Below are 13004 nucleotides of genomic sequence, written 5' to 3'. Positions count from 1 at the left end.
GCTAAAAACGAAACTAAACCCAATCCATCTAGCAGAACCCTTTTTACGCTTACCATGAAAATTTTAGTGTTAGATAACTATGACTCCTTTACCTATAACCTGGTGCAGATGCTTCGGGAGCTGGGGTATGGAGAAGAGTTGCAGGTACACCGCAACGACCAGATAGATTTAGACGCCATAGAGGCCTTTGACGTGATTGTGCTTTCGCCGGGTCCGGGCATTCCAGAAGATGCGGGCATCATGCCAGCCCTTATTCAGCGGTACGCGCCCACCAAGCGCATCTTGGGTGTCTGCCTGGGGCACCAAGCCATTGCCGAGGCTTTTGGCGGCACACTTTCTAACATGGAGGAAGTCTACCACGGCGTGTCGTCTACCGTGCGCGTTGTCAACCAATACGAAGTCCTTTTCAGAAATCTGCCACAAACGTTCCAGGTGGGCCGTTACCATTCCTGGACGGTGGTGCCAGATACCATACCCTCCGTTTTACAAGTGACGGCGGTAGACAACAACGGTGAGATCCTGGCGCTGCGTCATAAGCAGTATGACGTGTGCGGCGTGCAGTTTCATCCAGAGTCCATCCTCACAGATTACGGCAAAGACATGCTAGAGAACTGGTTGCGCAACCCGTCTCAGCGTGTGACCAAATGGACTTCTTTTGCCGCCTCAATATCTTTATGAAAAACATACTCCAACAGCTCACCGAGCATAAGACGCTTACCAAAGAAACCGCTCGCGAAGTCTTGATAGGCATAGGCAAAGGCGAAGCCAACGCCAGCCAGTTGGCCGCTTTCATGACCGTGTTTCTCATGCGCAACATCACCGTGCAGGAATTAGACGGCTTTAGAGAAGCCATGCTGGAGCTTTGCCTTTTACCTGACCTGGGCACCGATAAGGTGATTGACCTATGCGGCACTGGCGGCGATGGCAAAGATACCTTTAACATCTCTACGCTGGCTTCTTTTGTAGTGGCGGGAGCAGGGTACAAGGTAGCCAAGCACGGAAACTTTGGAGTTTCTTCTATCTGCGGGTCTTCTAACGTGATGGCGCACCTAGGCTACACGTTCACCAACGACAGCACTGAATTAAAAGCCAAACTGGAGCGCGCTAACATCTGCTTTATGCACGCGCCCTCATTCCATCCGGCCATGCGTGAGGTGGCGCCTATTCGGAAAGACCTAGGCGTGAAAACCTTTTTCAACATGCTGGGTCCCATGATAAATCCGGCCAAGCCGCATTATCAGTTGGTGGGCGTCTTCAGCCTGGAGTTGTTGCGCCTTTACACGTATCTCTACCAGCAGACCGGAAAACGTTTTGCCTTGGTGCATTCGTTGGACGGTTATGATGAAGTTTCTTTAACTGGAGCCTTTAAACTGGTTATGCCTAAAGGCGAGGAGATTTTACAACCTTCAGACTTAGGATTGCCTACCTATACCCCTGAACAATTGGAAGGCGGAACTACCGTGGCAGATTCAGCGGCCATCTTTATGGATGTCTTGAACGGCAATGCTACCCAAGCCCAGCAAGATGCGGTCGTTGCCAACGCTGGATTGGGCATCTACTGCGCAGATGGCGTTTTGACTTTACAGGAATCCATTGCCAAGGCCAGTCAATCCCTACAAACCAAACAAGCGCTTCATTCTTTCAATCAGCTTTTAGCCAACTAGCCATATGTCTAACATCTTAGATCAGATTGTCCAGCACAAACGCCAGGAAGTAGCAGACCGCAAAAGCCTGGTACCTGTGAAGTTGCTGGAGAACAGCATTTACTTTCCTTCCCAGCCTATCTCTTTGCGCAAGTACCTGCAACGCCCTGACCTGAGCGGCATCATTGCCGAATACAAACGCAAGTCGCCTTCTTTGGGTACCATCAATGCCTATGCGCCGGTAGAAAGAACGTCAATTGGGTACATGCAGGCAGGAGCCAGCGCGCTTTCTGTCTTGACGGACCAGCAGTTCTTTGGAGGCAAAAATGAGGACTTGACCACCGCGCGCAAATTCAACCTGTGCCCCATTTTGCGGAAGGACTTTGTAATAGACGAATACCAGATTCTGGAGGCCAAATCCATTGGTGCCGATGCTATCTTATTGATTGCCGCTATTCTCACTAAGGAAGAAATAGCACGCCTGGGCCAGTTTGCGCATTCCTTGGGCTTAGAGGTACTCCTGGAAGTGCATGACCGCCAGGAACTGGAAAACAGTTTGACGCCGCATGTGGATTTGATTGGCGTCAACAACCGCAACCTGAAAGACTTCTCCGTGTCCATTGAGACCTCTAAAGAACTAGCGGCGCTTATCCCGAATGATTTTGTGAAGGTGACAGAAAGCGGTCTCTCTAAGGCTGAGAATCTGGTGGAATTGCGGCAATACGGCTATGAAGGCTTTCTAATAGGAGAGGCGTTCATGCGCACCAGTCGGCCTGAGAAAGCATGCTTGGCCTTGGTAGAGGAAGTTAAAAAACTAAGTGCTCAGCAATTGGTTTCAGCCTAAGACAAAGGCTTTGAGATTCAGACAGACTTGACAGACAGACAACAAAACAATGCCTTACAGAAAACTTAAAATCAAAGTCTGCGGCATGAAGTACACCGAAAACATTGACGAGTTGTTGGTGCTTCAGCCAGATTACGTGGGCTTCATCTTCTATGATAAATCGCCGCGCTTTTTGACTACCCCTTGGGCCGTTTTCTCTTCTACTTTTCTAAAAGGCACGCGCAAAGTGGGTGTCTTTGTAGATGAGCAGGTGGTGAACATCCTTCAAAAATCCACCGACTTGGGCTTGGAAGTGGTGCAGTTGCACGGCCACGAAAGCCCTCAGATGTGCCGCGAGTTACGGGATACAGGCCTAGAGGTAATGAAGGCCTTTAGAGTAGGCAGCGATTTTGATTTTGAGCAATTACGCGACTATACCGTGGGCTGTGATTATTTCTTGTTTGACGCCAGCGGTCCAAATCCGGGAGGCAACGGGGTGCGGTTTGACTGGCAGATACTCCAGAAGTACAGCTTTGACATACCTTTTTTCTTGAGCGGCGGCATTGACATTGACCACGTGGAGGAAATCAAGGCAATTCGGCACCCTCAGTTTTTTGGAGTAGACCTTAACAGTAAGTTTGAAACCCAACCCGGCCTAAAAGACGTGGCCCGCGTGAGGCAGTTTGTAGAAGCTTTGCGCGCAGAGCCCATCCACCCATCTTATAAATAAAACTATGTACGGAGTAAACGAGCGTGGCTATTACGGACAGTTTGGGGGAGCTTTCATCCCCGAAATGCTGTACCCTAATGTAGAAGAGCTTAGACAGAAATACCTGCAAATCATCCAGGAGCCTGCTTTTAAGGCTGAGATGGATGATTTGTTACGAGACTACGTGGGTCGTCCAACGCCTTTGTACCATGCCAAGCGCCTGTCTGAGCGCTACAACACCAAAATCTACCTGAAGCGCGAAGACTTAAACCACACCGGCGCGCATAAGATCAACAACACCGTCGGGCAGATTCTATTGGCTAAACGCTTGGGTAAAACCCGTATCATTGCCGAGACAGGCGCCGGTCAGCATGGTGTTGCCACGGCTACAGTCTGTGCTTTAGCGGGACTAGAGTGCATTGTCTACATGGGCAAGATTGACACCGAACGCCAACGGCCTAACGTGGAGAAAATGCGCCTGATGGGAGCTACCGTGGTACCGGTTACGTCTGGCAGTCAGACCCTGAAAGACGCCACCAATGAAGCCATCCGGGACTGGATAAACAACCCTGTAGACACGCATTACATCATCGGGTCAGTAGTAGGCCCGCATCCGTATCCTGACATGGTGGCCCGATTTCAGTCGGTCATCAGCGAGGAAATTCGCAAACAACTATTGGAGAAGGAAGGCTGCGAGTTGCCGGATTATGTGGTGGCCTGCGTAGGTGGCGGAAGTAATGCCGCGGGTGCCTTTTACCATTTCCTAGATGAACCCAGCGTGCAATTGGTGGCGGTGGAAGCCGCAGGCTTGGGGGTAGACTCAGGGCATTCGGCAGCCACGTCTGTGCTGGGTAAAACCGGCATCATCCATGGCAGTAAAACCCTGCTCATGCAAACTGAAGACGGACAAATCACCGAGCCGTATTCCATTTCTGCAGGACTGGACTACCCGGGCGTTGGTCCACAGCACGCGCATTTGGCAGACACTGGCCGGGCTCGTTTCATTGCCATCACCGATGATGAGGCCATGGAAGCCCTTCGCGAACTGAGCCGTCTGGAAGGCATCATCCCCGCCATTGAAACCTCTCACGCCTTGGCGGCCTTGGGGCAATTAGGCGCCGGTCCTGAAGACATTGTGGTGCTGAACCTGTCTGGCCGCGGCGATAAAGACTTGAATACCATTCTCACCTATTTTGAAGCCCACGATGTCCAAAAATAGACTCACCCGCCTGTTCCATGAGAACCATGGCAACCTGCTCAATGTATACTTCACAGCCGGTTTCCCTAATTTGAATGACACCGTCACCATCTTAGAAGAACTACAAGCCGCCGGCGCCGACTTGGTGGAGATAGGCATGCCCTTCTCAGACCCCCTCGCCGATGGCCCTACCATCCAGGCCAGCAACCAAGTGGCTTTGGAGAACGGCATGAGCGTGAAGACCCTGTTCCAGCAGCTGGACGGTATTCGGGAGAAAGTAACGCTGCCCATCATCCTGATGGGCTATCTGAATCCGGTGCTGCAGTTCGGGTTTGAGGCCTTCTGTGAAGCCGCCGCCAGGGTAGGAGTGGACGGATTCATTTTGCCCGACATGCCTTTGGTGGAATACGAAGAAGAGTACAAGTCCATTCTGGATAAATACGGCTTAAGCCTCATCTTCCTGATTACCCCACAGACCACCGAGGACCGCATCCGGAAAATTGACACCCTCACGGACGCCTTCATTTACATGGTGTCCAGTGCCAGCACCACCGGCAGCCAGGTACAGACCAACGAGGCCCAGCAAGCCTATTTCTCCAGAGTGAAAGCCTTAGGATTGCATAGTCCCTTGTTAATAGGCTTCGGGATTTCGGATAAGGTATCTTTTGAGATGGCCTGCCAGACTGCGCACGGTGCCATTATTGGCAGCGCCTTTATCAAAGCCTTGCAACAGCCGTCAGAGGTGAAAGAGAATGTGCGCACTTTCTTAAAAAGCATTAAACAGACACAAGACGCAGAACTCAAGACATAAGACTTTTAGCCGTCATTGTTTTTGGTCTCTTTTCCTGAAAACAAGCCAAAAATGACTATAAAGTTAAATTATTGATATATCTGATTTGAGCCAAACCATTTTCAAATCTGCACATTTTCAAATTTCCAAATCACCATCATGTTAATACAACTCCAAGCAGATATAAACCCAGCGCAGAAAGAGGCTATCATCCAAAAGGCCAATGAGCTGAAATACAAAATCACCGAGGTCATTACCCAGCAGGGGCATTACCTGGTGGGTACCGGCAAAGCCGATTTTGACGTGCGCGCCGTGGGAAACCTGCCCGGCATCAAAGACCTGCACATTGTGTCAGATGACTACAAGCTGGTCTCCCGGAAATGGAAAGTGAATCCAACGGTCATTGACTTCGGGGATGGGTTGCGTGTGAAGGAAGGGGAGTTCACCATCATGGCCGGACCTTGCTCCGTTGAGAACGAGGCGCAGGTGGAGAAAACCATCAACCATCTGGTGGAACAAGGCGTGCGCTTCATGCGCGGCGGTGTGTTCAAGCCGCGTAGCTCCCCGTATTCTTTCAGAGGACTGGGGCTGGAAGGCCTGAAAATGTTCTATGACATGTGCCGCGCCAAAGGAATAAAGGTAGTCACTGAGGTGATGCAGGTGTCCCAGATTGCGCCCATGGAACCGTACACCGATGTTTTTCAGGTGGGAGCCCGCAATACGCAAAACTTCAACCTGCTAGACGAACTGGGCAAGGTAGACAAACCGGTTCTCTTGAAACGAGGCATCTCAGGTACTATTGACGAACTGCTGTACTCCGCGGAATACATCTTCTCCGGCGGAAACGAGAAACTGATGCTCTGCGAGCGCGGTATCCGGACCTATGAGACTGCCAGTCGCAATACATTGGACTTGAACGCCATTCCCATCTTGAAGGAGAAGACGCACCTGCCTGTAATTGTGGACCCGTCACACGGCATTGGCATACGCGAGTACGTGGAGCCCATGGCCCTGGCCGCCATCATGGCCGGCGCCGACGGCATCATCTACGAGACCCATGAGAAGCCCGAAGAAGCCGCCTCTGACGGCGCCCAGACCCTTAGCTTCTCCGAGTCCGAGCGCATGATTAAGAAAATGCAAAAGACCTTCGCGCTTAGAAAAGAGCTGGGAAATTAAATCCGTTTTTGGCTTATTTCCTGAAAAACAGGCTAAAAACGGAAGAACCTTCAAAGAATTCTGCCGTTTAATTTGGAGATGCAATTCACGGCCTCTACTTTTAGACCCATGCAAGCACAACACTTGAACATTTGCAATTATTATTACTACCGCCCTGAGTCCCTCGGTCGGAAGGAAATTGCGTGCGTTCAAGGATAACAAAGAAGATATATCCTACACCATACAAAGCCTGGTTCCGACAACGGAGCCAGGCTTTTTTTTATGTCCTTTTATTCGCTCAGAACTTAAACCATCTACTATGTCAACCATCATCTTAACCCAGGATTACGCCGCCTACACGCCAGAACACCAACAGGTATGGAACCTGCTATATAACCGCCAACTGAACATACTGCCGGCGGCCGCCACCAAGGCATTTTTGCTGGGGCTAGAGGACGTAGGGTTTGAGCCCAACCGCATTCCAGATTTTAACGAGGTGAACGAGCGGTTGCTGGCCAAAACGGGCTGGCAATTAGTGGGCGTGCCGGGCATTGTAGACAACCGCACATTTTTTGAGTTGCTTTCCCAGCGCAAGTTTCCGGCCACTACCTGGTTGCGCACCATGAGCCAGCTGGATTACCTGGAAGAGCCAGACATGTTCCATGACGTGTTCGCGCACGTGCCGCTTCTGGCCAACCAGGAGTTCGTGAATTTCCTGGAGGCCATGAGCCAGGTAGCCTTGAATTTCTTGGACAATGAGTGGGCCGTAGAACTTATCTCCAGGCTGTACTGGTACACCGTAGAGTTTGGCTTGATTGAAGAGGAGGGCGAGCTGCGCATCTATGGGGCCGGTATTCTGTCCTCGGCGGGGGAGACGGCCTACTCTCTTTCTGAGGAGCCCAAGCGGCATGCCTTCAACGTGCGCCAGATTCTGCAGACGCCGTACATCAAGGAGAAATTCCAGGAAGAATACTTTGTGTTGGAGGACTACAGTCAGCTGATGGATTCACTAACTGCCTTTGAAGATGAGTTACAACTTGCTCTAGCTCAGGAAGAAATAAAATAATATGCCGTTTTTGGGCTGTTTTTTAGGAATCAGCGTAAAAACGATTTGAAGTGTCACAAAAAGTTTATACATTAGTCTTGAAATGAAACTATTTGCCCTCTATTTTACGATTGTCAAGTGTAATCCGATGCAGCTATCGCTCGGAACCGAGACACCGTATGGGCAAAGTTGAGTCAACCGACTATCAATTTTTCACCTATAAAAGGCCTGGTTCCGAGTTTGGAGCCAGGCCTTTTTTTATGCTTACCGCTATGTATCAACAACCGTATCACCAGTACACCATTCAGCACCAACAGATTTGGAACATCCTGTTTACCAAACGGGTAGAGGCCTTGTCGCATGTGGTAGCTGTCAATTTCTGGCAGGGCGTGAAAGCCCTAGACCTGAAGGCGTATTTCATTCCTGAGTTTCAGGAGTTGAATTTCTGGCTGCAAAAAAATACGGGTTGGCAGGTAGTGGCCGTGGAGCAGGCTCCGCGTCCGGCGCAGGTGCTGGCCAAATGGAGCAAACGCAAATTCCCAGCCCAAACCCAGCTACGTCTGCACCCAGACGCCGACTTGCGCTTACAGGGAAACTCTGATTTGTTCCTGGACATCTTCAGCCAGTTGCCTTGGCTGGCGCAGCCAGAGGTGCGCGACTTCTTGTTCCGCTTGGGTACCTTGGCGCAGAAAAGCCAGGACCCGGCCACGGTAGAAGCGCTGTGGCAGATTTCCCAGCACGTGCTGGGCAACGGCCTGCTGCGGGACCACAAAGGCCAGATGACCTTGTTCGGGTCACGCTTGATTTCCAACGCCCCAGAAGGGGAGGCGGCCCTGCGCCACGAGACCAAATGGCAGCCCTTGGCTTTAGAGGAGTTGGTGGCCACGCCGTTTGAAGAAGGCAAGCAACCGCAGGCCTACTTCGTGCTGGAAAGCCTTTCTGATTTGACCACGCTGATGGAGCGCTTAGAAATAGAAGGCATCCCTGCCAAAGAGGAACCCGCCGTCTTGCAAATGGTGGCTGGGTAAGTCTGTCGTTTTTGGCCTGTTTTCTAGGAAACAGGCCAAAAACGGAAAGGCGGTTGCTAAGGAAATGCATCCTTGGCAACCGCCTTTTTTTAGGGCAGACTTTCTCTACCCTTACTTAATCAGTTTATTCTCTTTTTCCAAGTAGTCCTGCAAACCGGTGCCAATGATGAAGTTCCAGCCGGCCTCAAAGTTTTTGCGGGCTAGGTCTGGGTTTTCTTTGGGGAAGGTCTCTGTGCCGGCGTGGATGAGCTTGACGCGGGTGCCTTTGTTTTCTGGCGTCAGTTCAAAGGTGACCAGGGTGTCGCCGGGCTGGCCTTCATAGCGCCAGGTGTGCGCTAGTTTCTGCTGGGGAATGGCAACCTGAACTTCGCAGAGGTGTAGGAAGGTACGGCCCTCGTTCTCGCCAATAAACTGAAACTTGTGGCCCACCTTCGGCTCAAAACCCGGAATGTCAAAGTACCACTTCTTCATTTCTTCTGGGTTGGTAAGCGCCTGCCAAATGGTTTCTGGACTTGCTTCAAAGGTGCGCTCTACAATGATGGGTTCTATGGCCATATTGGTTGTGGTTGGGACGTGGATGGAAGCCAAGTTAGCCAATTCCCATTCTGCAATGCAAGCCTCAAAACGAAATCTTGTAGAATGAACCCTACTGGGCAGATTGGTTGTTGGTGCGGTCAGGCCGGCATTTTCTTTTCAATCCAAATTTCAGGCTCTTGTAAATGCCGTTTTGGGTCAGGAAAAAAGGCGATTAAAATAGTATCTTTGCGCTCTCATTATAAGACATCATGATTTCAGTTGACGCGGTTGCGGTAGAATTCAACGGTTCAGCGCTTTTCAGCAATGTAACCTTTAACATCAATGAAAATGACAGGATTGCCCTCATGGGGAAAAACGGGGCCGGTAAATCTACTTTATTGAAGATTATTGCCGGGGCAAACAAGCCTACCAAAGGCAAGGTGTCGGCGCCCAAAGATGCGGTGATTGCCTACTTGCCACAGCACCTGCTCACCAAAGACGAGAGCACCGTTTTTGAGGAAGCGTCCAAGGCGTTCGGCTCCATTCTGGAAATGAAAAACCAGATGGACTACCTTAACTCCCAGCTGGAAACCCGCACCGACTATGAGTCTGACGCCTACATGAAACTCATTGAGGACGTCTCTGAACTGAGTGAGAAATATTACTCCATTGAAGAGGTCAACTTTGACGCCGAGGTAGAAAAGACCTTGCTGGGTCTGGGCTTTTTGCGTTCAGATTTCAACCGTAATACGAGCGAGTTCTCAGGGGGCTGGCGCATGCGCATTGAGCTGGCCAAAATCCTGTTGCAGAAACCTGACTTGATTCTGCTGGATGAGCCTACCAACCACATGGACATTGAATCGATCCAGTGGCTGGAGGACTTCCTGATTAACAATGCCAAGGCCGTGATTGTGATTTCCCACGACAAGGCCTTTGTAGACAACATCACCAACCGCACCATTGAGGTGACTATGGGTCGTATCTACGACTACAAGGTGCCATATTCACAATATTTGCAGTTGCGCAAAGAGCGCCGCGAACAGCAACAGCGTCAGTTTGAAGACCAGCAGAAAGAGATTGCCGATATTCAAGGCTTTATAGACCGCTTTAAAGGCACCTACTCCAAGACCTTGCAGGTGCAGTCCCGTGTGAAGATGCTGGAGAAGATAGAGATTATTGAGGTGGATGAAGTAGATACATCGGCACTGAGCTTGAAATTCCCGCCGGCCCCGCGTTCTGGCAACTACCCGGTGATTGTAGACCATTTGACCAAGAAGTACGGTGACCATACCGTCTTCCAGGATGCGTCCATGACCATTGAGCGCGGTCAGAAAGTGGCGTTTGTGGGAAAGAACGGTGAGGGTAAATCTACGCTCATCAAAGCCATTATGGGGGAGATTGACTATGACGGCTCCTTGACGCTGGGGCATAACTCCATGATTGGCTATTTCGCGCAGAACCAGGCGTCTTTGATGGACGAGGATTTGACCATCTTCCAAACCATTGACCAGATTGCCGTGGGTGAGGTGCGCACCAAAATTAAAGACATTTTGGGCGCCTTCATGTTCAGTGGAGATGCGGTGGAGAAGAAAGTGAAGATGTTGTCTGGCGGCGAGAAAACCCGTCTGGCCATGATTAAGCTTTTGCTACAGCCGGTGAATTTGTTGATTCTGGATGAGCCTACCAACCACCTGGACATCAAGACCAAAGACATCTTGAAAGACGCGTTGCGCGCTTTTGATGGTACTTTGATTTTGGTTTCGCACGACCGTGATTTCCTGGATGGCTTAGCGACTAAAGTGTTCGAGTTTGGCAACAAGCGCATTCGCGAGCACTTTGAGGACATCAACGGATTCCTTCGTAACAAGAAGATGGAAAACCTGCGCGACATCGAGCGCAAAGTAGCCGTTTCTTAATCTCGCAAAAGGATATAAGGAAGCCCTTCGTTTTTGGCCTGTTTTGATAGAAACAGGCCAAAAACGAAGGGCTTTTGCTTTTAACTTAATTGGTCTTCTTAAGCGGATGTTGTCAACGTAGAAGGCGCGGATGATACTACCGTGCTTTTTCCTGAGAAGCAAAATTTCACTAGCCAGTAGGAAAGCAATGGCACCAATAAAATGGGCATAAGGAAGTCCACTAATGAGAGCCATCCGTCAATTTGGGTACCTCCTTGGGCCTTTAGCCAAACATCTCCCAGCGGGCCTTTAGACAGCAGGTTGTAGACGAAATTCCAGCCTAAATGTAAGCCAATTGCCAACGCCATAGACGCTGTCTTATAGAAAGAGTAAGCCCACACCCAACCCATAAGCCCTGTGCTTACAAAGACTATGAGCATAGCAAAGGGATTCCCGAAGAGCCCATAAGAAAACCAATGATACACGCCAAAAGCAATGGCAGATAAGGCCAAGGCCTTGCGAGAGCCAATTGTTTGCAACAACACATACAACAGAGCACCCCTGAATATTAGCTCCTCTGTCAGGACCGACCTGAAAGCCCAATAAAAAGAGTAAAGTATTGATTTGAGAGTGGAGGTGGGCACCACAATCCAATGGGCTTTTTCCCAAGCCTCATGGCATACTTGTATAAGCAGGCAGAGTGCTCCCGAAAACAAGAAACCAATCAGGAATTGTAAGAGCCTTTTAGCTATAGGAGTATAACCCAATACGGCCAATCCACTGCGCCGGAAGAAGTAAAGCAATAGCCAGGATAGGGCCAAAAGAACAAAGATTCCTGCCATAGTGAAGGATTAGGTAGTTTGAATCTACTAAAAACTTCCTTTTTATGCAGGTATTCTGCTTCTGAATTTTACTTCACCAGTTGGGTAAATAGTTTCTCTAGAGTTTCCTGTGGGTCAAGGCATAAGCCCGGATGAATCGGAGAAGACTGCACTACGGTACTTCTAGTAGACGCCAGCCACCTGAACCTTGAGGCTACCGCCATCTGTCCTATGGTGCCGCCTTCTTTACGGCCCGCGCAAATTCGTTGGAAAGCGTGTAGGCGTTCTTGCAGTTCTTCCAAGTCCAGCTCTGGGGCCAAGGCCTTGAGGCGGCACTCGTTCAACTCATAGACCGCCTGCAAAAATCCTTTGGAGGCGCAATACAGAATCACGCCCACGTTCACAAATTCTTCGCGCTCCACGCAAGGCACTACCCGGAGCACGGCGTACTCAAATAAGTGCTTTTCTAGCATGGTTGGCTTCGGTAACAAAGATGTGGGAATGTTGTAAGCGTGTTTCTAGGAACTGTATGTAAGCGTCTCTATGGGCCTGAGCAGTCTCAAAAGGAGAGTCCACGGCTAAAAGCCAATCCTCTGGAATCAGTTCCACAATAGTTCTGATGATATTTGGCGTGAGCAAGGCTTTGAAAGCGGCATCTACCGCCTCCAGTTCTGAGGCAAGTGGCAGAAGCACGTGGTCTTTTATTTGCACAAACGGGCGTTTGGCTTGTTCCTCTATGTTGGGCCAGTTATGGTGGAAGTAGAAGGCAGCGCCGTGGTCAATAAGCCAGAGTTCCTTGTGCCACATGAGCATGTTGGTGTTGCGGGCAGTGCGGTCCACGTTGGTGATGAGGCAGTCCAGCCACACAATCTGCGAGGCCAGCAAAGGCTCCACGGTATTCACCAGCGCATCAAAGGTGATGGCGCCTTTCAGGTAATGCAGGCCCAAGTTCCAACCTTCTGAAAAGCGTAACAAGTCCTGGATTTCCTCATCTGGTTCTGTGCGCCCGAAGGCCTCGTCTAAGTGCGCGAAAACCAATTCAGGCATGCGAAGGCCCAGCACGCGGGCCAACTCGCCGGCAATTAGCTCAGCCATGAGCGCTTTGATGCCTTGGCCGGCGCCTCTGAATTTTAAGACATATAGAAACTCATCATCGGCCTCCACAATGGCGGGCAAAGAACCGCCTTCGCGCAAAGGGGTGACATACCGCGTCACGTCTACCTTTCTGAGTTCTGGGGAGTAGTGCTTCATACAGGTTGTAAATTGCGTACCTCTGCTGCCATACGCAAATTGGGCAGGTACATCCTGAGTAAAGCTACTCCTTTTCTGAAAGTAGGCCAAACGGACTACTAATAACAGGATTATGTCATCCTCCTTTTTT

14 protein-coding genes are annotated in these 13004 nt (G+C 50.3%); 10 read left to right on the top strand and 4 right to left on the bottom strand.

Annotation, left to right across the window (positions count from 1 at the left end):
* Positions 1-54: 54 nt before the first annotated feature.
* From TH61_RS15940 to TH61_RS15900, 9 genes are all read left to right on the top strand, one after another.
* Complete coding sequence (locus TH61_RS15940; RefSeq protein ID WP_066511498.1) at positions 55-678, top strand: aminodeoxychorismate/anthranilate synthase component II; 624 nt, start codon at positions 55-57, stop codon at positions 676-678.
* A complete protein-coding gene (gene trpD, locus TH61_RS15935; protein WP_066511496.1) occupies positions 675-1664 on the top strand; it encodes an anthranilate phosphoribosyltransferase in 990 nt (329 codons plus the stop codon). Before TH61_RS15940 ends, trpD begins: the two co-directional genes overlap by 4 nt.
* 4 nt (positions 1665-1668) lie before the next feature.
* Positions 1669-2487 (top strand): indole-3-glycerol phosphate synthase TrpC, encoded by an 819-nt coding sequence (gene trpC, locus TH61_RS15930; protein ID WP_066511495.1) that lies wholly within the window; start codon positions 1669-1671, stop codon positions 2485-2487.
* A 49-nt stretch (positions 2488-2536) separates the two neighbouring features.
* Positions 2537-3196 (top strand): phosphoribosylanthranilate isomerase, encoded by a 660-nt coding sequence (locus TH61_RS15925; RefSeq protein WP_066511494.1) that lies wholly within the window; start codon positions 2537-2539, stop codon positions 3194-3196.
* A gap of 4 nt (positions 3197-3200) precedes the next feature.
* Complete coding sequence (gene trpB / locus TH61_RS15920; RefSeq protein WP_066511493.1) at positions 3201-4394, top strand: tryptophan synthase subunit beta; 1194 nt, start codon at positions 3201-3203, stop codon at positions 4392-4394.
* A complete protein-coding gene (trpA, locus tag TH61_RS15915; protein WP_066511487.1) occupies positions 4381-5184 on the top strand; it encodes a tryptophan synthase subunit alpha in 804 nt (267 codons plus the stop codon). The genes trpB and trpA overlap by 14 nt, the downstream gene beginning before the upstream one ends.
* 138 nt (positions 5185-5322) lie before the next feature.
* Positions 5323-6339 carry a 3-deoxy-7-phosphoheptulonate synthase gene (gene aroF, locus TH61_RS15910; RefSeq protein ID WP_066511485.1) on the top strand — a complete coding sequence of 339 codons (1017 nt, stop codon included), beginning with the start codon at positions 5323-5325 and terminating at the stop codon, positions 6337-6339.
* A 298-nt stretch (positions 6340-6637) separates the two neighbouring features.
* Complete coding sequence (locus TH61_RS15905) at positions 6638-7384, top strand: phenylalanine 4-monooxygenase (RefSeq protein ID WP_066511483.1); 747 nt, start codon at positions 6638-6640, stop codon at positions 7382-7384.
* 251 nt (positions 7385-7635) lie between these two features.
* Complete coding sequence (locus tag TH61_RS15900; RefSeq protein ID WP_197464054.1) at positions 7636-8391, top strand: hypothetical protein; 756 nt, start codon at positions 7636-7638, stop codon at positions 8389-8391.
* A gap of 111 nt (positions 8392-8502) precedes the next feature.
* Here TH61_RS15900 and TH61_RS15895 read toward each other — a convergent pair whose 3' ends face one another.
* Positions 8503-8946: an SRPBCC domain-containing protein gene (locus tag TH61_RS15895; protein ID WP_066511479.1), complete on the bottom strand. Its 444-nt coding sequence runs from the start codon at positions 8944-8946 to the stop codon at positions 8503-8505.
* 230 nt (positions 8947-9176) lie between these two features.
* On the opposite strand from TH61_RS15895, the gene TH61_RS15890 reads away from it, so the two are divergent.
* Positions 9177-10823, top strand: a complete 1647-nt coding sequence (locus tag TH61_RS15890) for an ABC-F family ATP-binding cassette domain-containing protein (protein ID WP_066511477.1) — start codon at positions 9177-9179, stop codon at positions 10821-10823.
* Positions 10824-10921: 98 nt separating this feature from the next.
* On the opposite strand, the gene TH61_RS15885 is transcribed toward TH61_RS15890, so the two are convergent.
* The 3 genes from TH61_RS15885 to TH61_RS15875 form a co-directional block, all read right to left on the bottom strand.
* Entirely contained in the window at positions 10922-11644 is a 723-nt protein-coding gene (locus tag TH61_RS15885) for a CPBP family intramembrane glutamic endopeptidase (protein WP_071887862.1), read from the bottom strand.
* 68 nt (positions 11645-11712) lie between these two features.
* On the bottom strand, positions 11713-12096 hold the full coding sequence (locus TH61_RS15880) for a DUF3037 domain-containing protein (RefSeq protein ID WP_066511476.1): 384 nt from the start codon (positions 12094-12096) through the stop codon (positions 11713-11715).
* Entirely contained in the window at positions 12074-12874 is an 801-nt protein-coding gene (locus TH61_RS15875) for a HipA family kinase (protein ID WP_066512958.1), read from the bottom strand. Before TH61_RS15875 ends, TH61_RS15880 begins: the two co-directional genes overlap by 23 nt.
* Positions 12875-13004 lie beyond the last annotated feature (130 nt).

Source organism: Rufibacter sp. DG15C, from assembly GCF_001577755.1.
GTDB lineage: Bacteria > Bacteroidota > Bacteroidia > Cytophagales > Hymenobacteraceae > Nibribacter.
The sequence above is the reverse complement of the archived record's forward strand: the minus strand, read 5'-3'. Positions and strand labels throughout refer to the sequence as shown.

Coding starts and splice junctions, on each gene's coding strand:
- TH61_RS15895 (WP_066511479.1), bottom strand. CDS start 8,946: ATGGCCATAGAACCCATCATTGTAGAGCGCACCTTTGAAGCAAGTCCA.
- trpA (WP_066511487.1), top strand. CDS start 4,381: ATGTCCAAAAATAGACTCACCCGCCTGTTCCATGAGAACCATGGCAAC.
- TH61_RS15875 (WP_066512958.1), bottom strand. CDS start 12,874: ATGAAGCACTACTCCCCAGAACTCAGAAAGGTAGACGTGACGCGGTAT.
- TH61_RS15940 (WP_066511498.1), top strand. CDS start 55: ATGAAAATTTTAGTGTTAGATAACTATGACTCCTTTACCTATAACCTG.
- TH61_RS15925 (WP_066511494.1), top strand. CDS start 2,537: ATGCCTTACAGAAAACTTAAAATCAAAGTCTGCGGCATGAAGTACACC.
- aroF (WP_066511485.1), top strand. CDS start 5,323: ATGTTAATACAACTCCAAGCAGATATAAACCCAGCGCAGAAAGAGGCT.
- trpD (WP_066511496.1), top strand. CDS start 675: ATGAAAAACATACTCCAACAGCTCACCGAGCATAAGACGCTTACCAAA.
- trpB (WP_066511493.1), top strand. CDS start 3,201: ATGTACGGAGTAAACGAGCGTGGCTATTACGGACAGTTTGGGGGAGCT.
- TH61_RS15905 (WP_066511483.1), top strand. CDS start 6,638: ATGTCAACCATCATCTTAACCCAGGATTACGCCGCCTACACGCCAGAA.
- TH61_RS15880 (WP_066511476.1), bottom strand. CDS start 12,096: ATGCTAGAAAAGCACTTATTTGAGTACGCCGTGCTCCGGGTAGTGCCT.
- TH61_RS15900 (WP_197464054.1), top strand. CDS start 7,636: ATGTATCAACAACCGTATCACCAGTACACCATTCAGCACCAACAGATT.
- trpC (WP_066511495.1), top strand. CDS start 1,669: ATGTCTAACATCTTAGATCAGATTGTCCAGCACAAACGCCAGGAAGTA.
- TH61_RS15890 (WP_066511477.1), top strand. CDS start 9,177: ATGATTTCAGTTGACGCGGTTGCGGTAGAATTCAACGGTTCAGCGCTT.
- TH61_RS15885 (WP_071887862.1), bottom strand. CDS start 11,644: ATGGCAGGAATCTTTGTTCTTTTGGCCCTATCCTGGCTATTGCTTTAC.